Origin of the sequence: Shewanella xiamenensis, from assembly GCF_014647135.1 — a bacterium.
Lineage (GTDB): Bacteria > Pseudomonadota > Gammaproteobacteria > Enterobacterales > Shewanellaceae > Shewanella > Shewanella xiamenensis.
On the sequence record NZ_BMOP01000004.1, the window covers coordinates 258,642 to 278,769 of the forward strand.

At 49.1% G+C, this 20,128-nt stretch carries 20 protein-coding genes and 1 tRNA gene; 15 read left to right on the forward strand and 6 right to left on the reverse strand.

The features are described from left to right. Positions 1-106 precede the first annotated feature (106 nt). The 14 genes from leuS (at position 107) to lipA (ending at position 14,223) form a co-directional block, all read left to right on the forward strand. Positions 107-2,686, forward strand: a complete 2,580-nt coding sequence (leuS, locus tag IEY09_RS06015; protein ID WP_188870245.1) for a leucine--tRNA ligase — start codon at positions 107-109, stop codon at positions 2,684-2,686. Between the two features lie 59 nt (positions 2,687-2,745). After that, positions 2,746-3,240: an LPS-assembly lipoprotein LptE gene (locus IEY09_RS06020; protein WP_055648086.1), complete on the forward strand. Its 495-nt coding sequence runs from the start codon at positions 2,746-2,748 to the stop codon at positions 3,238-3,240. Positions 3,241-3,292: 52 nt separating this feature from the next. Next, the gene (holA, locus tag IEY09_RS06025) at positions 3,293-4,324 is read left to right on the forward strand and encodes a DNA polymerase III subunit delta (protein WP_188870247.1); all 1,032 of its coding nucleotides are present in this window, start codon (positions 3,293-3,295) and stop codon (positions 4,322-4,324) included. 12 nt (positions 4,325-4,336) lie between these two features. Beyond that, positions 4,337-4,975: a nicotinate-nucleotide adenylyltransferase gene (gene nadD, locus IEY09_RS06030; protein WP_133178624.1), complete on the forward strand. Its 639-nt coding sequence runs from the start codon at positions 4,337-4,339 to the stop codon at positions 4,973-4,975. Between the two features lie 108 nt (positions 4,976-5,083). Further along, on the forward strand, positions 5,084-5,413 hold the full coding sequence (gene rsfS, locus IEY09_RS06035; protein WP_037430791.1) for a ribosome silencing factor: 330 nt from the start codon (positions 5,084-5,086) through the stop codon (positions 5,411-5,413). Beyond that, positions 5,413-5,883 (forward strand): 23S rRNA (pseudouridine(1915)-N(3))-methyltransferase RlmH, encoded by a 471-nt coding sequence (gene rlmH / locus IEY09_RS06040; RefSeq protein ID WP_011621784.1) that lies wholly within the window; start codon positions 5,413-5,415, stop codon positions 5,881-5,883. Before rsfS ends, rlmH begins: the two co-directional genes overlap by 1 nt. A 60-nt stretch (positions 5,884-5,943) precedes the next feature. Continuing rightward, entirely contained in the window at positions 5,944-7,800 is a 1,857-nt protein-coding gene (gene mrdA / locus IEY09_RS06045; protein ID WP_188870253.1) for a penicillin-binding protein 2, read from the forward strand. Further along, positions 7,797-8,900, forward strand: a complete 1,104-nt coding sequence (gene rodA, locus IEY09_RS06050) for a rod shape-determining protein RodA (RefSeq protein ID WP_023268305.1) — start codon at positions 7,797-7,799, stop codon at positions 8,898-8,900. Before mrdA ends, rodA begins: the two co-directional genes overlap by 4 nt. A gap of 17 nt (positions 8,901-8,917) precedes the next feature. Beyond that, positions 8,918-9,982: a lytic murein transglycosylase B gene (mltB, locus tag IEY09_RS06055; protein WP_188870255.1), complete on the forward strand. Its 1,065-nt coding sequence runs from the start codon at positions 8,918-8,920 to the stop codon at positions 9,980-9,982. Continuing rightward, positions 9,966-10,808, forward strand: coding sequence for a septal ring lytic transglycosylase RlpA family protein (locus tag IEY09_RS06060; RefSeq protein WP_188870257.1), 843 nt, complete (start codon positions 9,966-9,968; stop codon positions 10,806-10,808). The genes mltB and IEY09_RS06060 overlap by 17 nt, the downstream gene beginning before the upstream one ends. Positions 10,809-10,952: 144 nt before the next feature. Then, positions 10,953-12,128, forward strand: a complete 1,176-nt coding sequence (locus tag IEY09_RS06065; protein ID WP_011621779.1) for a serine hydrolase — start codon at positions 10,953-10,955, stop codon at positions 12,126-12,128. Positions 12,129-12,248: 120 nt separating this feature from the next. Continuing rightward, entirely contained in the window at positions 12,249-12,515 is a 267-nt protein-coding gene (gene ybeD, locus IEY09_RS06070; RefSeq protein WP_037415150.1) for a DUF493 family protein YbeD, read from the forward strand. A gap of 92 nt (positions 12,516-12,607) precedes the next feature. After that, on the forward strand, positions 12,608-13,261 hold the full coding sequence (gene lipB / locus IEY09_RS06075) for a lipoyl(octanoyl) transferase LipB (RefSeq protein ID WP_037430802.1): 654 nt from the start codon (positions 12,608-12,610) through the stop codon (positions 13,259-13,261). After that, entirely contained in the window at positions 13,258-14,223 is a 966-nt protein-coding gene (gene lipA / locus IEY09_RS06080; RefSeq protein WP_023268311.1) for a lipoyl synthase, read from the forward strand. Before lipB ends, lipA begins: the two co-directional genes overlap by 4 nt. Positions 14,224-14,289: 66 nt before the next feature. On the opposite strand, the gene rimI is transcribed toward lipA, so the two are convergent. Continuing rightward, positions 14,290-14,739: a ribosomal protein S18-alanine N-acetyltransferase gene (gene rimI, locus IEY09_RS06085; RefSeq protein WP_172589354.1), complete on the reverse strand. Its 450-nt coding sequence runs from the start codon at positions 14,737-14,739 to the stop codon at positions 14,290-14,292. 86 nt (positions 14,740-14,825) lie between these two features. After that, a complete protein-coding gene (locus IEY09_RS06090; protein WP_188870259.1) occupies positions 14,826-15,176 on the reverse strand; it encodes a DNA polymerase III subunit psi in 351 nt (116 codons plus the stop codon). Positions 15,177-15,390: 214 nt separating this feature from the next. Between IEY09_RS06090 and dpsA the strand changes: the two genes are divergently transcribed. Continuing rightward, entirely contained in the window at positions 15,391-15,858 is a 468-nt protein-coding gene (gene dpsA, locus IEY09_RS06095; protein WP_037415139.1) for a DNA starvation/stationary phase protection protein DpsA, read from the forward strand. 84 nt (positions 15,859-15,942) lie between these two features. Here dpsA and IEY09_RS06100 read toward each other — a convergent pair whose 3' ends face one another. From IEY09_RS06100 to IEY09_RS06115, 4 genes are all read right to left on the reverse strand, one after another. Continuing rightward, positions 15,943-17,148 (reverse strand): acetyltransferase domain-containing protein, encoded by a 1,206-nt coding sequence (locus tag IEY09_RS06100; RefSeq protein WP_037430560.1) that lies wholly within the window; start codon positions 17,146-17,148, stop codon positions 15,943-15,945. After that, on the reverse strand, positions 17,138-19,312 hold the full coding sequence (locus IEY09_RS06105) for a TonB-dependent siderophore receptor (protein ID WP_188870261.1): 2,175 nt from the start codon (positions 19,310-19,312) through the stop codon (positions 17,138-17,140). The genes IEY09_RS06100 and IEY09_RS06105 overlap by 11 nt, the downstream gene beginning before the upstream one ends. Before the next feature lie 61 nt (positions 19,313-19,373). Further along, positions 19,374-19,664, reverse strand: coding sequence for a DUF2946 domain-containing protein (locus IEY09_RS06110; RefSeq protein WP_188870263.1), 291 nt, complete (start codon positions 19,662-19,664; stop codon positions 19,374-19,376). 158 nt (positions 19,665-19,822) lie between these two features. Further along, positions 19,823-19,899 (reverse strand) — tRNA-Trp (locus tag IEY09_RS06115). Positions 19,900-20,128: the final 229 nt, after the last annotated feature.

The window sequence follows — 20,128 nt, forward strand, 5'->3', positions numbered from 1 at the left end:
ATAGAACCTTTTTAATGCATCGCTTCTAGTTTATTCTATGCAGATCTTATTCGCGTCGATATGGCGTTAGATCAAATAAATAGGCGGCACTGCCGGAAATAGCGTGATGCAAGAGCAATATAATCCCTCAGAAATTGAAGCCTTAGTGCAAAAGCACTGGCACGACAACAAAACCTTTGAAGTTACTGAAGATGCGAACAAAGAAAAGTTTTATTGCCTTTCGATGTTCCCCTATCCTTCAGGTCGACTCCACATGGGACACGTTCGCAACTATACCATAGGCGATGTGGTTGCCCGCTTCCAGCGTCTTCAAGGCAAAAACGTGCTACAACCTATCGGTTGGGACTCTTTCGGTTTGCCTGCAGAAAACGCCGCAATCAACAACAAAACCGCACCAGCACCATGGACTTATCAAAATATTGAGTACATGAAGAATCAGCTAAAACTGTTAGGTTTTGGCTATGACTGGAGCCGTGAAATCGCCACTTGTACCCCAGAATACTACCGCTGGGAACAATGGTTCTTCACTAAACTGTACGAAAAAGGCTTAGTTTACAAGAAAACAGCTTCTGTTAACTGGTGCCCTAACGATGAAACCGTACTGGCAAACGAGCAAGTACAAGACGGTTGCTGCTGGCGTTGTGATACCCCTGTAGAACAAAAAGAGATTCCACAGTGGTTCATTAAGATCACCGCCTATGCCGAAGAACTGTTAAACGATATCGACACCTTAGACGGCTGGCCTGAGCAAGTTAAGACCATGCAGCGCAACTGGATTGGTCGCAGCGAAGGCGTGGAAATGACCTTTGGTGTTGCTGGTAGCGACAAGTCATTCGACATCTACACTACCCGTCCAGATACCCTGATGGGCGTAACCTATGTGGCGATTGCCGCGGGTCACCCATTAGCAGAATTAGCAGCGCAATCTAACCCTGAGCTTGCTGCCTTTATCGATGAGTGCAAAAACAGCACAACGTCTGAAGCCGATTTAGCCACCATGGAAAAGCGTGGTGTCGCGACTGGTCTATACGCTATTCACCCTATCACTGGCAAACAAGTGCCCATTTGGGCGGCTAACTTTGTACTGATGAACTACGGCACTGGTGCCGTGATGTCCGTTCCTGGTCACGACCAACGCGATTACGAATTTGCGAAAAAGTACAATCTGCCCATCGAAGCGGTTATCAAACCTGTTGACGGCGAGTTAGACATCAGCGAAGCGGCTTACACCGAAAAAGGCGTGCTGTTTAACTCTGGCGAGTTAGACGGTTTAGACTTTGACGGCGCCTTCAATGCCATCGCCGACAAATTAGTGGCTGAAGGTAAAGGCAAACGCCAAGTAAACTACCGTCTGCGTGACTGGGGTGTTTCACGCCAGCGTTACTGGGGCGCACCTATCCCTATGGTGACCTTAGCCGACGGTACTGTTATCCCAACGCCTGAAGATCAACTGCCAGTTATTCTGCCAGAAGATGTGGTGATGGACGGTATCCAAAGCCCAATCAAGGCCGATAAAGAATGGGCAAAAACCCAAGTTAACGGTCAAGACGCGCTGCGCGAAACCGATACCTTCGATACCTTTATGGAATCTTCTTGGTATTACGCCCGTTACTGCAGCCCACAGGCTGACCAAATGTTAGACCCAACCAAGGCTAACTACTGGTTGCCCGTAGATCAGTACATTGGTGGTATCGAACACGCCTGTATGCACTTGTTGTACTTCCGTTTCTTCCACAAGTTGCTGCGTGACGCGGGCCTAGTCAACACTAACGAGCCAGCAAAACAGCTGCTGACTCAGGGTATGGTTCTGGCCGATGCCTTCTACTACACCAACGACAAAGGTGCCCGTGTATGGGTGTCGCCACTGGATGTAGTGACTACCGAAAAAGACGACAAGGGCCGAGTGACTAAAGCTATCGATAAAGACGGCAACGAACTGGTTTATACCGGTATGAGCAAGATGTCTAAGTCGAAAAACAACGGTATCGATCCTCAGGTGATGGTAGAGAAATACGGCGCCGACACAGTTCGTCTGTTTATGATGTTCGCCTCTCCACCAGAATTAACCCTGGAATGGCAAGAGTCTGGCGTTGAAGGCGCGCACCGCTTTATCAAACGTCTGTGGAAACTGGCCAGCGATTATGTGGCGCAGGACAACAGCGAAGCCTTAGACGTGAGCAAATTAACTAGCGAGCAAAAAGCGCTGCGCCGTGAAGTGCACAAGACCATCGCTAAGGTGACCGATGATATCGGCCGTCGTCAGATGTTCAATACTGCGGTTGCCGCCGTGATGGAACTGATGAACCATCTGCAAAAAGCGCCGCAAACCACAGGCCAAGACAGAGCCATTATCGGCGAAGCCTTAACTGCGGTAGTGCGTTTACTGTACCCAATCATCCCACACGTAAGCTTTACCCTGTGGAACGAACTGGGCAACACCAACAGCATCGAAGACAGCCAATGGCCTGTTGTCGATGAATCTGCACTGGTAGAAGACAGCAAACTCATCGTGGTACAAGTGAACGGTAAAGTGCGCGCTAAGATCACAGTCGCAGCCGATGCTGACCAAGCGTCTGTTGAAGCGCTGGGTATGGCGGACGAGCAAGTCATCAAGTACTTAGATGGTGTTACGGTTCGTAAAGTTATCTATGTACCCGGTAAACTGCTCAGCATCGTTGCCAACTAACATCGTTGCTGTGATAAACGGATGCTGTCCACAAGACAAACAGGAAACCGCGAAAACTTATGCTAATTAAACGCTTAGCTTTCGCAATCATGGCGCTGGTTCTTATGACCAGCGCAGGTTGCGGTTTTAAGCTTCAACGTAGCTACCAAATCCCCGAGCAGCTCAATCAACTCAGTTTGAGCAGCTCGGACGAATACAGCGAACTCACCCGTTTGGTGCGTGAGCGGTTACGTTTGAACAACGTCAAGATTGTCGATGCTGCCAATGATGTGCCAGTGTTAAGGCTCATCACCGACTCCTTAGAGCGTTCGACCCTGTCGCTTTACCCTACGGGCAATGTGGCCGAGTATGAGCTTATCTATTTCGTCGAGTTTGCCGTGGCCTTGCCGGGTAAAGAGGCGCAGCCTTTCAAGATTGAAATTCGCCGCGATTACTTAGACGATCCTCGCACTGCACTGGCTAAAAGCCGTGAGATGGAACTGTTAGTCAAAGAAATGCGTATCCAGGCGGCCGACCGGATCCTGCAATCCATGGCCAGCACAGAGGTGAATTAATGCAGGGTCCAAATTAATGTGGCACTGCAACAAAATGTGGAGAGTGATTTAAATGCGTGTTTATCCTGATCAACTCTCCCGCCATCTCAATCCGCTTCACGCTTGCTACCTGATTTTTGGTGATGATCCTTGGTTGCTCGAAACCGCCAAGGATCAGATCCGCCAAGCGGCCAAACGCCAAGGGTTTGAAGAGCGCGTTCAGTTAATCCAGGAAACGGGTTTTAACTGGGGTGACTTGACCCAAGAATGGCAATCCATGAGCCTGTTTTCCAGCAGGCGCATTATTGAGCTAACACTACCCAACGCAAAACCCGGTGCTGATGGTTCGGCGGCGCTACAAGCGTTACTGCAAACGCCGAATCCCGATGTACTGCTGATCCTCGAAGGCCCAAAACTCGCCAGCGAGCAAACCAATAGCAAGTGGTTAAAAACCTTAGATAGCTTAGGGATTTATTTGCCCTGCACCACGCCAGAGGGCGACCAATTCAGACGTTGGCTCGACTCACGCATTGCGCACTTTAAGCTTAATTTACAACCCGATGCGCGCGCTATGCTCTACACCCTGTACGAAGGGAATTTACTCGCCGCCGATCAGGCCATGCAGTTGCTACAACTGTTAAGCCCAAGCCAACCCATCGGTGCCGACGAATTAAGCCATTACTTTGAAGATCAATCCCGCTTTACCGTGTTTCAACTCACCGATGCGCTGCTGAATAATCGCCAAGACAGTGCTCAGCATATGCTGGCCCAGCTCAACGGTGAAGGCACGGCCATGCCGATTTTACTCTGGGCTTTGTTTAAAGAGCTGCAGTTACTGCTCAGCCTCAAGAGTGAACAGGCCCAAGGCGCGCCCTTAAATAGTCTCTTTGGTAAACATCGAATTTGGGATAAACGCAAACCCTTGTACCAAACCGCATTGCAGCGCTTAAGCCTCACCCAAATCGAACATATGCTTGCCTTCGCGTCTAAGCTGGAGCTGAACCTAAAGCAATTAGGCCATGAAGATTGGACAGGGCTCAGCCACCTGTGCTTATTGTTCGATCCCAAGGCCCACGGCCATTTGGCCCATATCAGCTTAGATTAAGGCACTGACTGAATGCGTATCGGTATTTTAGGCGGCACCTTCGACCCCATACATTACGGCCATATTCGCCCCGCGATGGAAGTCAAAGCCAGTCTCAAGCTGGATAAAATCCTGCTGATGCCCAACCATATTCCGCCGCATAAGAACACCACTCACTCGACCACAGCGCAGCGGCTCGAAATGGTCGCGCAGGTATGTGCGAGTTTACCCGGCTTCGAGCTCTGTGATATCGAAGCTAAACGCGACAGCCCATCCTATACCGTTGTCACCCTTAAGCAGTTAAGTCTGCTTTATCCCGAGGACGAACTGTTTTTTATCATGGGGATGGATTCGTTTATTCATCTGCAAAGCTGGCATAAATGGCAGCAACTGTTTGAATTAGCCAATATTGTGGTATGTCAGCGCCCGGGTTGGCATTTAGCCGAAGGGCATCCAATGCTGCATGAACTAAGCGCCCGTCAGGCAACGCTTGAAACCTTCAGTCACTCAAGCGCGCCGCAACATGGACGCATCTTTACCGTCGATATAAGCCCACAGGATATTTCGTCCACCCAAATTCGCTCACAACTGGCCATGGGGGAAATTCCACAGGATGCCCTCCTGCCCATCACTTTAAATTACATTCAAAAACAACGGCTTTATTTTTCCTAGGCCCAAAATCCCGCGCCAATAATACAAACTCGGCCGCTAAGATAATGTATTCCACAGCGCAAGACTGATATACTAGCGCGCTATTTAAAATAAATGAGGTACATCAGCGTGCAGAGCGCCGAATTAAAGCAGTTTGTTGTCGATAAAATCGACGATTTAAAAGCCCGTGACGTCGTGGTTATCGATGTCAGCAACCAATCTAACATTACCGATTACATGGTGATTTGTTCAGGTACATCTAAAACTCACGTGAAAGCGATCGCCGAAAACCTCGTGCTCGAAGCGAAAGCGGCCGGCATTCCACCAATTGGTATCGAAGGCCGCGACAGCAGCGAATGGGTATTGGTGGATATGGGCAACGTGATCCTGCATGTTATGCAAGACCAAACCCGCGATTTCTACCAGCTTGAAAAGCTCTGGTCAGAAAAGCAAGCCTAATGAAGTTGCAACTCATCGCAGTAGGGACACGGATGCCCGATTGGGTCACCCGCGGCTTTGAAGAGTACCAACGCCGCTTCCCCCGAGATATGGCGCTGGAACTGATTGAAATCCCTGCCGGCAAGCGCGGAAAAAACGCTGATATCGTTCGTATCCTGCAAAAGGAAGGCGAGCAAATGTTAGCGGCTATCCCTAAGGGCAATCACATTGTCACCTTAGATCTTCCCGGCAAAAACTGGACTACGCCAGAATTGGCGACCGCCATGAACAAATGGCAACTCGATGGTCGTGATGTGAGCTTACTGGTTGGCGGCCCCGAAGGCTTAGCGCCCGCCTGTAAGGAAGCCGCCCATCAGAGTTGGTGCCTGTCGGCATTAACCCTGCCCCATCCTTTGGTGCGGATTGTGGTTGCCGAAAGCTTATACCGCGCGTGGAGCGTGAACACCAATCACCCTTATCACAGAGAATAGCGGGATCTTGATGTTAACGAGTGTCAACCACCCGGATGGGATCAGCTGGAGATAGCCTAAGTGTCGCCAAAAAAGCGGATAACCATGCACGACCACGCCGCCGAGGCGTCACTGTTTAAGCGCCGTGCGCTGTTCACTTTTTTTTGTGTTGTCGCCCTCTTGAGCGTGTTGGTGACCAATCTTTATCACCTTCAAGTTGAATCCTATAAAGATTACGAAACGCGCTCTAATGACAACCGTATTCGCGTCGTGCCCATCGCCCCAAGCCGTGGCCTGATTTACGACAGAAACGGCGTACTCCTCGCCGAAAACCAACCCTTTTACTCCCTCGATCTGGTTCCAGAGAAAATTGCCAATATGTCCGAGACTTTGGACGAGCTAGGCAAGTTAATCGAGATCACCCCAGATGAGCGCGAAACCTTTACCGACGCCTTAAAGTTTCACCGCCGCTTTAAGCCGCTCACCCTTAAAAATCAGCTGACTGAAGAGCAAGTGGCGATTTTTAGCGTGAACCAGCATCGCTTTCCTGGGATTTCCGTCGAGGCGGGTTTAAAGCGTAACTACCCCTATGCGAGCCAGCTCACCCATGTGCTGGGCTATGTGGGCAAAATCAACACCCGCGATCGCGCCCAATTGGAGCGTAACGATCAATGGAAGAACTATGCCGCCACCAAGGATATTGGTAAGCAAGGCATTGAAAAGTTTTATGAATCTCTGCTACACGGCACGCCGGGTCATCTCGAAGAAGAAGTGAACAACCGCGGCCGAACTATCCGTACCCTTAAAATCGTACCACCGGAGCCGGGGCAAGATATTTACTTAACCCTCGATTTGCAATTGCAGCAAAAGGCCGTGGAATTACTCCAAGGTCACCGTGGCTCGATTGTCGCTATTGATCCGAGAGACGGTGGTATCTTGGCCCTAGTCTCGAGCCCAAGTTACGATCCCAACCAGTTCGTCCAAGGGATTAACAGCAAAGATTACAGCGATTTATTGAACGATAAATCCCGCCCGCTGATTAACCGCGCCACCCAAGGCCAATATGCACCAGCCTCGACGGTCAAACCCATTATCGCCCTGCTGGGATTGGATGAAAAAGCCGTCACCGAGCACACCCGTATTTGGGACCCTGGCTTTTGGCAAATCCCCGGCGTTGAGCGTAAATACCGCGACTGGAAACGTTGGGGCCACGGCTGGGTGAACGTCTACAGCGCCATCGTCGAATCCTGCGATACCTACTTCTATGAATTGGCTTATAAAATCGGTGTCGACCCTATCGCCCGCTTTATGGAACAATTCGGCTTTGGACAGAATACCGGGGTCGATATTTTCGAAGAGTCGGCAGGCAATATGCCCTCAAAAGAATGGAAGCGCTTAAAATACAATCAGGCTTGGTATATTGGCGACACGATTTCTGTCGGTATCGGTCAAGGCTACTGGACAGCAACGCCATTGCAATTAGCCAGCGCCACCGCCATTCTCGCCAATGATGGTCGCCGCTTCCCGCCACATTTGTTAAAGTCGATTAAAGATAATACGGCCAAAATTGACTCGCCAATTAACGAGTTACCACCGATTGAGCTTAAAAATCCGCGCAACTGGAAAATCATCAACGAAGCCATGCGCCAGACTGCTCATAAGTCACGTTTTACCGACGCCAGTTACACGGCCGCGATGAAAACCGGTACGGCGCAGGTCATTGGCGTAGCCGAAAACACTAAGTACGATGCCAACAAGATTGCCGAGCATTTCCGCGATAACGCCCTCGTCGTCGCCTACGCGCCCTTTGAAGATCCGAAAATCGTCCTCGCAGTGGTGATGGAAAACGCCGGCTGGGGTGGCGCAAACGCAGGCCCTGTCGCCCGCGCTATGCTCGATGAATACATGCTAAGAGACACTTGGAAACCAACGCCATGAGTGCCCAACCACGTCAAAATATCTGGCAACGAATGCATATCGACTTGCCCTTACTGCTCGGCCTATTTGCCGTCATGGGCTTTGGCCTGTTTGTTATCTACTCCGCCAGCGGTGAAGATCTTGGCATGATGGAGCGCCAGCTGTTTAGGATGTTTTTATCCCTAGGCATTATGTTTACCATGGCGCAGATCAATCCCGAGGCACTCAAACGCTGGGCCCTGCCAATTTATCTTGCGGGGATTGTGCTGCTGCTTGGGGTACATTTTTTTGGGGAAATCAATAAAGGTGCGCAGCGCTGGCTGAACTTAGGCTTTATGGAGTTCCAGCCATCGGAACTGATTAAGCTCGCCTTCCCCATCACTATGGCATGGTATATCAGTAAGTTCCCTCTGCCGCCAAAGAAACGCTATCTAGCAGGGGCAGGCGTTATCCTGCTAATACCAACTCTATTAATCGCTAAACAACCTGACTTAGGCACCTCGATTTTGGTGGCAGCATCGGGCATTTTTGTACTGTTTTTATCGGGCATGAGCTGGGCAATTGTGGGCGGATTTATTGCCGCCGTATTAGCCTTCTTACCGATCCTTTGGTACTTCCTGATGCACGATTACCAAAGAACCCGCGTATTGACCCTGCTCGATCCTGAACAGGATCCGCTAGGCGCCGGTTACCACATCATTCAATCGAAAATCGCCATTGGCTCCGGCGGTCTCTGGGGTAAAGGTTGGCTCGATGGCACCCAATCCCAATTAGAATTTATCCCCGAACGTCACACCGACTTTATCTTTGCGGTGATCGGTGAAGAGTTTGGCCTGATAGGCAGTATTATCCTGCTCCTGATGTATCTCTACATCATCGGACGCGGCTTAGTCATCGCCTCTCGGGCGCAAACCAGCTTTGCCAGACTCCTTGCCGGCAGTATCACATTGACTTTCTTCGTTTATGTTTTTGTGAATATTGGTATGGTTTCAGGTATCCTGCCTGTGGTGGGTGTACCTTTACCCCTTGTCAGTTATGGTGGCACTTCCATGCTGACATTGATGACAGGGTTTGGCATTCTTATGAGCATTCATACCCATAGACGTTTTGTAGATAGATAATTTTTAGGGACTTCTTAATGCCTATTCTTCGAGCTTGTTTGGCTCCACTGGCAGTGCTTTGCCTCAGTTCATACCTCATTGGCTGCTCGACCGCGAACGAGCAAGCAACAACGACACCGCCACCAAGCGCGGCCGTCACCACACAGGCGCCAACACCTGTATTGCCCGAGGCCTTAAAGGCAGAGTTTATAAAAACCCAAATGGCACAAGGCTTTACCCAAGCCGAAGTGGAAAATTTCTTGGCCAAAGCCAATTACAACCAAGCGGTTATCGATGCGATTTCTCGCCCTTGGGAAGCTAAGCCTTGGCACCAGTATTATCCGATTTTCCTCACCGAGAAACGCCTCAACGCGGGTCTAGCCTTCTGGAAAAAACACGAGGCAACGATTGCCAAGGCCGCGACAAAGTACCAAGTCGAGCCACAAATTATTGTTGCCATTATTGGTATCGAAACCTTCTATGGTCAGTACACGGGCAATTATCCGGTAATCGACGCGCTCTATACCTTAGGGTTTTATTACGAGCCAAGAGCCACATTCTTTCGCAAGGAATTTGGCGAGCTGATGAAGCTGGTAAAAGAAGAACACTTAGATATCAATAGCCTCAAGGGTTCTTACGCTGGCGCCATGGGCTTTGGTCAGTTTATTCCGTCAAGCTACCGCCACTATGCCGTGGATTTTGATGGCAGCGGCAACCGTGATTTACTCCAGAGTCCAGAGGACGCCATTGGCAGTGTTGCCAATTATTTCCATGAACACGGCTGGCAATTGCACGCGCCCGTTGCGCTCCCCTTAGTGAACAGCAGTCCTAATGCGCCTAAAGCCAAAGTGTGGGCCGGCGAGAAGTTGCAGTACAAGGTTTCTGATATTCTCAGCCCAAGTTTATCGCTGGCCACCGCCCGCGATTTAAATGCCTCGCAAAAGGCCATGCTTATCGAGCTGGAACAAGTGGATAGCAAGGACTACTGGTTAGGACTCAATAACTTTTATGTGATCACCCGTTATAACCGTAGCCCTTTGTATTCCATGGCCGTTTATCAATTTAGCCAACAACTGAAGCAACAACATGACGCTAAAAAATAACCTTTTACCGCTCTTGATGCTCGGCTGCTGTTTTGCGCTTGCGGCCTGCTCGAGTTCTAATTCTGGCTCGGCCAGCGAGAAGAACAAGAACATGGATCCCAACAAGGGCCGCTATGCGCTAAAAAACGACAAGATGCCCATCAATCCACCCAATGTGGACCATGTGCCAAACGCGACCCCAAAATACGAGCCTTACAGCCGTCGCGGTAATAAACCTTACACGGTTTATGGTGAGTCCTATACAGTATTAGACTCGGGTGAAGGATTCTCCGAAACAGGCCGAGCCTCATGGTATGGTGAAAAATTCCACGGCTATGAGACATCCAATGGTGAACCCTACGATATGTTCGGCATGTCTGGAGCCCATAAGACCCTCCCCCTACCAAGCTACGCTCGCATCACCAATTTAGATAACAATAAGCAGGTGATTATTCGGATTAACGATCGCGGCCCTTTCCACTCCGACCGGATTTTAGACTTATCCTATGCCGCCGCTTATAAGCTGGGCATGTTAGGTACAGGTACCGCGCGCATTAAGCTGGATGTGATTTATGTGGGCAATAAGGCTGCGACTCAGTCAGCCATCGCCAGCATCCAATCTTCAGGTAATCACTACATACAATTGGTCGCCTCGAAAGATCAGCATAAGCTAAACAAAATGGCGAAGGATCTGGAGAAGAAATATCAAGTCAAGACCCGTGTACAACCGGCAAACAATATGTTTAGACTACAGCTCGGTCCAATCGGCCAAGCAGAGCTTGCTGACCGATTACTCAATAAAGTGAAACAAGACGGTTATCCCGAAGGCTATATGGTTTTAGAGTAGTGACCGCTCACTATAAGATGTCGATTTAGCTTAAAAATACCCCAGATGAAGGAACCTTCACTGAAAACCTTTGTCGAAGGGTGGTATACTCGCGAAACTATTTTGCCTTTTCTTTCAATACAACCAAAAAGACGTGCTAAGTTAATGATGAATTTTGTAAAAAGTCCCATTAAAACATTGCTGCTAATTTCGAGTGTTTCTCTTCCTGTTTATGCTGCGCAGCCGATTGTTACCCCTGATGCACCTACAGTTGCCGCCAAGGCTTACGTCTTGATGGATTATTACTCGGGCCAAATCATTGCCGAAGAAAATGCCTACGAAAGCTTAAACCCAGCCAGCTTAACTAAGATGATGACCAGTTATGTGATTGGTCAAGAAATCAAAGCCGGTAACGTATCCCCAGATGATGATGTGACCATCAGTAAAAATGCCTGGTCGAAGAACTTCTCTGACTCATCAAAAATGTTCATCGAAGTGGGTAAAACCGTTAAGGTTTCCGACTTAAACCGCGGCATCATCATCCAGTCGGGTAACGATGCCTGTGTAGCCATGGCCGAACACATTGCCGGCACCGAAGGCGCCTTCGTCGACATGATGAACTCATGGGCCAAGCAGCTTGGCATGCGTGACAGCTACTTCGAAAACTCCCACGGTTTAGACTCTGAAAACCACAAATCCACTGCCTACGATATGGCGTTATTAGGTGCCGCACTGATCCGTGACGTGCCTGAAGAATACCGTGTCTACAGCGAAAAATACTATACCTTCAACGGTATCAAGCAATATAACCGCAACGGCCTGCTGTGGGATAACAGCATGAATGTAGACGGTATCAAAACCGGCCACACCTCTGGCGCGGGTTATAACTTAGTCGCATCTGCTACCAAAGACGGCATGCGTTTAATTTCAGTGGTCATGGGCACCCAGAGTGAAGCCGCCCGTAAAGCCGAAAGTAAAAAGCTGCTGACCTATGGCTTCCGCTTCTTCGAAACCGTCACCCCTTACAAGGCGGGCGACAGCTTCGTGACCCAACAAATTTGGTACGGCGATAAGAGCACTGTCGATTTAGGTGTTGCTACTGATACCCCAATCACCATCAGCCGTGGCCGCGCGAAAGACTTAAAAGCCAACTTCGAACTGACTAAGCCACTGGACGCACCACTGAAAAAAGGTGAAACCGTTGGCCGCTTATACTTCCAGTTAGATGGCAAAGATATTGCGCAATTCCCACTGGTTACCCTGCAAGAAGTCAACGAAGGCAGCTGGTTCAGCAAATTAGTTGATTACTTTAAGCAACTGTTTTCTGGTTGGTTTAGCTAATCCGAATCACAAAACTCAGCCACCTTCGGGTGGCTTAGTTGTTTTTGAGGGAGTATCGCCCTTGAATCGGGTATAATCGTCACCATATAGTTCCCATTAAAATGGTTATAGAGCACGACTATGTTAAACACGAAATTTGATGAACTCATGGAGTTCCCCTGCGCCTTCCCCTTCAAAGTGGTTGGCGATGCCCACGAAACCTTAACGGATAGAGTGGTTGCGGTAGTGCAAAAACACGCTCCAGGTGATTATTCACCAACAGTTAAAGCCTCGAGCAAAGGGAGCTACTATTCAGTCACTATCCGTGTCACTGTGACCAGCAAAGATCATATCGAAATACTGTACACTGAGCTTGCCGGTATCGAAGGCGTTCGCCGCGTACTATAAGTATTCCTCAAGGCTATAAAATGTGATCTATCTTACATTTATGGCCAAGAGGCGTATAATAGCGCCACTCAATTATAGGGGAGAGGTTGCCCTTGCAAGACACCACTTTGCATATTCGGCATCTGGGACAGCAGGATTATGAGTCTGTGTGGCATGCAATGCAGCATTACACCGACACTCGCAACAGCGACAGTCCAGACGAACTGTGGATCGTTGAACATCCACCCGTATTTACCCAAGGCCAAGCCGGTAAAAGCGAACATATTTTGAATCCGGGCGATATTCCCGTGATCCAAGTGGATCGTGGTGGTCAAGTCACTTACCACGGACCAGGGCAATTAGTTGTCTACCCTCTCCTCGATATTAAACGCAGTAAAGTGGGTGTCCGCCAGCTTGTTACCCATATCGAGCAAAGCATTATCGATATGCTTGCAAAGTACGCTATCACTGCCTACGCCAAGGCCGATGCACCGGGGGTGTATGTGGATGAGCGCAAAATTGCCTCTTTAGGTCTAAGGATCCGTAAAGGCTGTTCATTCCATGGCTTAGCACTGAATGTGGATATGGATTTGGCACCATTTCGACGCATTAATCCCTGTGGTTATGCAGGGCTTGAGATGGTGCAATGTAAAGAACTTGGCGGCCCACAAACCGTGATTGAAGCAGGCGAGCAACTCATTATTACCTTTAGCCAACTACTGGGCTACCAACATCTAGTTCATCATCAAGGATTAGCAGCGTCATGAATAGGCCTGAACGTTTACAACCCGGAGTCAAATTAAGAGATGCCGATAAAGTCTCGCGCATTCCGGTTAAAATCGTGCCCTCTGAGCGCGAAACCATGTTACGCAAACCCGATTGGTTAAGGGTTAAACTGCCCGCGTCTAACCAACGCATTCTCGATATTAAGCAAGCGTTACGCGCTAACGGCCTGCACTCGGTCTGTGAAGAAGCTTCTTGTCCTAACTTGGCAGAATGTTTTAACCACGGCACTGCGACCTTTATGATTTTGGGCGCAATTTGTACTCGCCGCTGCCCATTCTGCGACGTGGCCCATGGTCGTCCACTCAAGCCCGATGCGGAAGAGCCTGTTAAATTGGCGCAAACCATCCGTGATATGAAGCTAAAATACGTGGTAATCACCTCGGTTGACCGCGATGATTTGCGTGATGGCGGTGCCCAGCACTTTGCCGACTGTATCCGTGAGATCCGTAAGCTCAATCCCGAGATTAAGATTGAGATCTTAGTGCCCGATTTCCGTGGCCGTATCGACGCCGCCCTCGACATTCTGTCGACCGAGCCGCCTGATGTGTTCAACCACAACCTCGAAACTGCGCCTATGCATTATCGCAAAGCGCGTCCGGGTGCGAACTATCAATGGTCACTCGACCTACTGAAGCGCTTTAAAGAGCGTCATCCCAACGTGCCGACAAAATCGGGACTGATGATGGGGCTAGGCGAAACCAACGAAGAAATCGCCCAAGTGCTGCGTGACCTACGTGAGCACAAGGTTGAAATGTTGACCTTAGGCCAATATCTGCAACCGTCTAAGTTCCACCTGCCAGTTGAGCGTTACGTCTCACCAGCTGAGTTTGATGAGCTTAAAGCCCTTGCCGATGAGCTAGGCTTTACCCACGCAGCCTGTGGTCCATTAGTGCGTTCAAGCTACCATGCAGACTTGCAAGCTCAAGGTAAAGAAGTGAAGTAACCTTCGCTTTATTAACCCCATAAAAAACAGCGCTAAGGTGCTGTTTTTTTATCTTCTTCTAAAATCTTAAGCCGTTTCGCTTAAGGCTAAATCCATCAAAATCGCATCTTCTTTGCCCTCTTCCAAAGGGTAATAGCCTTTGCGCCGACCGGTTTCGACAAAGCCCCGCTTCTGATAGAGTGCGCGCGCGGCAAGATTTGATTCGCGAACCTCCAGCATCAGCACCACGGCATTGGCAGCCTTAGCGACGTCGATAACCGCCGTGAGTAGCAGATGCCCATATCCTCGCCCTTGTTGTTCTGGCGGCAAACAAATATCTAGCAGCGTTGCCTCATCGACAATCTGCTGCACAATCGCGAAACCGAGCAACTCATCACGTTGCATTAACCCAATAACGCGGTACAAGTGGCCAAAACAATCGGCAAGGTTATTCTCACTCATAGGATGGGAATGAGCACTCGCTTCAATGCGCGCCATTTGACTGACATCGGTTGGCGTCAGAAGCACGATTTGCAATGATTCGTTAAGGGTATTAAGGACTTGATGACTCACGGGAAAATCCAAATTAAAAGGTAACTCACGATAATGTGTACTGGACACGACTAGGCCGTTAATTGCTGCTCACTCCACAGGCAAATCTGCCCCCACAAGGCGCGCTTTGCCTCACTGCGTGACAGCAAGTCCGCAAGGGGATCCGACACTAACCAAGCCACTCTGGGCCTAACCCTGTGGCGGCGTAAATCCCAGACGATGGGTTTACCCTTATGTGGCTCAGTGTTGAACTCACAGTCATCCTTACTGATCCCAATTAAACCAAGGACAGTATCAATCAGTGGCTCAGCGGCAGACGACATATCATCAACATCCCAAACCACTTGATAAGGTCGCACTTTAGTATCGCGAAGCTGCCAAGGAGTTATCTCCATCGCGGCTAAATAGGCAGATTTATTCATGGGGTTATTGGGGTTTCATTAAGCACTGACACCACATAAGGATACCAGCTAAATGGGCCGAATGTTATTGCCAAAAACAGTTCATGACTCAAGCCAAACGTTTACTTACGCTTTAATCTGCAAAATCGATTTGTGGAATCTATTTTAACCGCTTTAGATGTTTAGCTTATTTGATAAGCTATCTCCATTGAGTAGGACAATAGGAGGAATTTCCATGATTAACATCGGCATCAACCAAGCTCATAGAGAAGAAATCGCCGCAGGGTTAAATCAGTTATTGGCCGACAGCTACAGCCTTTACCTTAAGACCCACAGCTTTCACTGGAACGTCACAGGCCCCATGTTCACTAGCTTGCACTTATTGTTTGAACAGCAATATACCGAGCTTGCCTTAGCGGTCGATTTAATCGCCGAGCGGGTACGAGCATTGGGCGCAAGGGCATTAGGTTCCTATTCGGACTATGCCAAGTTGACCGAAATCCGTGAAGATCAAGGTGTCACTAAAGCTGAAACCATGATCCGTGAACTGTTAAGCGACCAAGAAGTAGTGATTAGAAATGCCCGTGCGCTCTATCCCTTGGTTAGCCAAGCCAACGACGAGGCCACGGCAGATTTACTCACCCAGCGCATTCAACTCCATGAGAAAAATGCGTGGATGTTACGTAGCTTATTAAGCGAATAACCTTTTCATCATCCCCAAGCCAAATGGCCGAGCAGTCACGCGCTCGGCTATTTTTATTGGGCATTGTTTTAGGGTAAAGCTAATTTAGAGATACTTAAGCCAAGCCTGCGGACTCTGTCCTTTGTAACGGCTAAACCAGCGCACGGGATAATAGAGCAAAGGAATTAAGACTAAGCTTATCAGCCATACCCACCCCATATGCGCTACGCCAAACAGCTCACCATGGTTGGCGCCAAATATCCCTTTAGCCAGCGAATACAGCAACAGCAGCACATATAAGTGCAAGATATAGAAGAACATAGGTACAGAGCCAAACACTGCTAACCTCTGCCCCATCCAACCTAATACTCTGCCTGTAGCAAAATAGCGCTCAAACACCACTAAGCCGTAGAACATCCCGCACAAGGTCACCAACAAAAAACTCAGTGATGGCGGATACTTAGTTAGATTAAATACCGACATTAAGGTTTGACCTAGAGTATCGCCAAACTGCCAAGGCAACGTCTCGCCGTAGAGATTGAATCCGCGCAGCAAGCCAAACAGCAGAGCGCAGCCAAGTCCTAACAGTATTAATTTTTGCTGACGCAGCCCCGCATCACTCCCTCTGCCAAATAAGGGGCCAGCCACATAGCCCAATAAAATCACGCCAATCCAAGGTAGCGCTGGGTAACTTATTTTCAGCTTAAGCTCGCCCTCGGCAATCAAATAACCTCGGTCATGCAGTATCGTCCACAGACTATAGCCCCACTCGTCTGGCGTAAAATGAATAGGCGACAATAGGTTATGGCCAAAGATAATCAATAGTCCGAGTAATGCCATCCACAACCTCGGGAGGTTGATTAATGCCGCAAGGGCCAACATGCTCAGCCCTATCACCCAAATCACCTGTAACCACAGGGTGTGATAATTGCCCATCCATGAGAAATTAATCACCAGCACCTCGAGGGCGATTAAGAATAATCCGCGCTTCATTAAAAACTCGCGCGCAGAGCGCGGCTCGCCATAGCCACGATTGGCGTAAAGCCAGGCCGAGACTCCAGTTAAAAAGACGAACACTGGCGCACAAAAGTGCGCCGCAAAACGGCTGACAAACAGCGCCCAGTTTGTTGTGCTTAAATCCATTGGGTCGCTCACCTGCATATGCAGGAAAAACCGCTCCCGCACATGGTCGAGCAACATAATCAGCATCACTAAGCCACGCATCATGTCGATGCTATTGATCCGCTGACGCCCTTGCTGCTTAGGCGTCTCAGACGAAGCGGCGGGTGTCACAGTGGCATTAAAATTCATAGCTAACACTCACTTTAACGTTACGTGGCTCACCCGGCACGGCCCACAGCGCCGAATAACTGCTGGCGATATAGTGCTCATCCAGCAGGTTATCGACATTGAGCGCGAGACTTAAGTTGTCAGCAAGTCGAGTCGTGAAAAACATTCCAAGTAACTGATAACTCGGTAATTGAAAACTCGGATCGGCCGAATCGCCCAAGCGTGAGTCCACATAACGCCAACTCAGCCCTAAATGACCATCGATAGAAAGATCATTTAAGTCCTGTTTGATAATGATACTGCCCGTGTGTTTCGGCACATTGACCAGCGGACTGCCCGCCGGAATTAACACGCCCCAATCCAGATTCAGGCTGTCGTTCGCCGTGCGGGTATTCAGGTAGGCATAGGACAAAGTCGCTTGTAAGCTCTCGGTCAACTCGGTCGCGACATCCAATTCAATCCCCGTGCTCTTAGCTTCACCAAGGGTTGCCGAAAAGCCGACATTGACGGGATCTGAGGTCAAGATATTGCTCTTTTGCGCATCAAACCAAGCCAAGCTGCCATTAACGGGTAACTCAAACCAAGTGCTATTGAACTTAATCCCCAACTCGACGGATTTACTCTCCTCGGGCTCGAAGGGATTACCCGCATAATCAGTGCCAGAAAGCGGTAAAAATCCTTCCGAATAGGAGCCGTAAACACTTAACGCCTCAGACCATTGATACACTAATCCGACTTTCGGGCTGACTCTTTGGTCGCTTTGATCCGACAGACTCGCGTTGACCTGCTCTGCAATTTCTTGGGAATAACGGTCAAACCTTAACCCTAAATGCAGTTTCCAGTGCTCGGTTAACTCCAATTGATCCTGTAAATAGGCGCCCCAGGCATCTTGAGTCTCTCGGTTTTCATACAGCAGACTGACCTCAGGCTGAGCCGCGCCATATTGGGGCGTAAAGATATCGATAGCATAGGCACCCTTCTGGCCTCGATAGCGGTAGAGTCCCGTTTTCAGTCGATAATGATAGGCATCCGTCCCGAGCAGCAGATTGTGTCTTATGCTGCCAGTATCAAACTGGCCGCTGAGTTCGGCCCGCACTGAATGATCTTCAGAAGCGTAATCTCGATAGCGATGTTGCCGCGTCAGAGTACGGCCATCGTCATATAAGGATTGACGTCCCTTTGCTAATTCGGCATCCGATGAGTAACCATTCAGACTCGAATCGCGATAGTTATAACCCGCGGTAAGCGACCAATCCTCATTTAATTCATACTCATAGGTAAGCTGATGCCCAGTCGCATCCACTTTAGTTGGCCCATCGTTGGGCTCGCCCAAGTAACGCGAACGGGGCACGGTATTAAAGTCGTTATTGAGCACTACTACGCCACGGTCAAATAACTGTTCTTGCTTAAGATATTCAACCTCATACAGGAGCGATGACTTATCGGACAGTTGCCAGCGCAGCGATGGCGTGACGATTGTTTTATCGCTAAACACGTAATCGCGAAAACTGTCATGCTCCTGCCAAGCTCCATTGATCCTAAAGGCCAAGGTATCGGTCAGCCCAGAGGTAAAATCCCCCTCCAACCGATATTGATCGAAACTCCCTGCGGAGGCTTTTAAATAGCCTTGCGCCTCGTACTGCGGCTTTTTGGTCACAATATTCACTGTGCCGCCCGGCTCCGAGCGTCCATAAAGTGCCGAACCCGGGCCTTTGAGGATTTCCACATAGGCCACATTCGATAGGTCTCTATGACCACTAAAGCCTCGACCACCATTAAAACCATTGATTAAATAGCCCGATGGCATGTTTTCATTCCCAGGAAAGCCCCGTAATGAAAAACTATCCCACAGCCCACCACCGTTATTTTGCCGCGCGACACTGGCGGAATAATCCAATAAGTCTTGAAAACGCGTCAGTCCAGTATCTTTAATCAGTTGCTCATCCAGCACAGTAATCGCTTGGGGTAACTCAGTCGCCGACACATTGCCGCGGTAGGCCTGACGATAATGAATGCTTAAACGCTCGATATCGTCGTCATTAAGTGCCGCGGTATCAGTTTGCACCGCCTCGGCGGCCAATAGGGGAACACTCGCATCCAACGCCAATAACGCCACGCCCAGCAGTAATACCGAGCGCTTGTGGCTCATATAAATAGCCATTTTTACTCCAAAAATAAACAGCATCGGGCACCTTAGTTAAGCCAAGGCGCTCGAAGAATAAGAGAAATAGATAAAAAAGCAGGAGTTATGCTGTAAGCGGCGGCGCGCGGCTATGGAAGTGGCGCCTAAATGGCGTCTTAAAAGAAATAACATCAAACTCAACCGAGATAACACCCTGTTGAGCAACTTGAAAATCTAAAGGAGAGTATGAGATCGCATGCTGCAATTGGTGCTGATGCAAACACAGCGCACAGTGGGCCTTGGTATCATCATTGAGGTGGGAAACACTGTGCACCGCAAACGCAACAGACAGCAACACTAAGATGGCGGCAAGCCATAGTGCTAATCTGCGCCTTGTTTGTATCACAGAGCTCAAACCATACATCCTCAAACCAAAGGGATTGCGATTGTATGTTAGACATAACGAAAGTTGCAAATACCTTTACTTAACAAATGTAAGCAAATGCACTGCGAAATTTTATGACGGCTAAAATAAAACGGCTCGCATATTGCTATGCAAGCCGTTGTTTTATTTGGCAGGGGTGGCAGGACTCGAACCCGCAACCATCGGTTTTGGAGACCGCTGTTCTACCAATTGGAACTACACCCCTGTTGACGTGGGGCATTATGCTAAAAGCACTCTCAAAGGTAAAGGACTTTTTATGACAAACTTAATTAACTGAGGAATTTTCAAACAAGTTTTGCATCTACTGTTGATTTAATTGGCATAAAGCTGAAAAAGTCGTCATGTAAGCTCATTGCAGAATGTTCAAAACCCGCTGGCAACAGCGTAAACGGTGAAACCTGATGCTCTGTCTATGCCCCAGAAACTCACAAAAG

Coding starts and splice junctions, on each gene's coding strand:
- leuS (WP_188870245.1), top strand. CDS start 107: ATGCAAGAGCAATATAATCCCTCAGAAATTGAAGCCTTAGTGCAAAAG.
- IEY09_RS06020 (WP_055648086.1), top strand. CDS start 2,746: ATGCTAATTAAACGCTTAGCTTTCGCAATCATGGCGCTGGTTCTTATG.
- holA (WP_188870247.1), top strand. CDS start 3,293: ATGCGTGTTTATCCTGATCAACTCTCCCGCCATCTCAATCCGCTTCAC.
- nadD (WP_133178624.1), top strand. CDS start 4,337: ATGCGTATCGGTATTTTAGGCGGCACCTTCGACCCCATACATTACGGC.
- rlmH (WP_011621784.1), top strand. CDS start 5,413: ATGAAGTTGCAACTCATCGCAGTAGGGACACGGATGCCCGATTGGGTC.
- rodA (WP_023268305.1), top strand. CDS start 7,797: ATGAGTGCCCAACCACGTCAAAATATCTGGCAACGAATGCATATCGAC.
- mltB (WP_188870255.1), top strand. CDS start 8,918: ATGCCTATTCTTCGAGCTTGTTTGGCTCCACTGGCAGTGCTTTGCCTC.
- IEY09_RS06060 (WP_188870257.1), top strand. CDS start 9,966: ATGACGCTAAAAAATAACCTTTTACCGCTCTTGATGCTCGGCTGCTGT.
- IEY09_RS06065 (WP_011621779.1), top strand. CDS start 10,953: ATGATGAATTTTGTAAAAAGTCCCATTAAAACATTGCTGCTAATTTCG.
- ybeD (WP_037415150.1), top strand. CDS start 12,249: ATGTTAAACACGAAATTTGATGAACTCATGGAGTTCCCCTGCGCCTTC.
- lipA (WP_023268311.1), top strand. CDS start 13,258: ATGAATAGGCCTGAACGTTTACAACCCGGAGTCAAATTAAGAGATGCC.
- IEY09_RS06090 (WP_188870259.1), bottom strand. CDS start 15,176: ATGAATAAATCTGCCTATTTAGCCGCGATGGAGATAACTCCTTGGCAG.
- dpsA (WP_037415139.1), top strand. CDS start 15,391: ATGATTAACATCGGCATCAACCAAGCTCATAGAGAAGAAATCGCCGCA.
- IEY09_RS06100 (WP_037430560.1), bottom strand. CDS start 17,148: ATGAATTTTAATGCCACTGTGACACCCGCCGCTTCGTCTGAGACGCCT.
- IEY09_RS06105 (WP_188870261.1), bottom strand. CDS start 19,312: ATGCTGTTTATTTTTGGAGTAAAAATGGCTATTTATATGAGCCACAAG.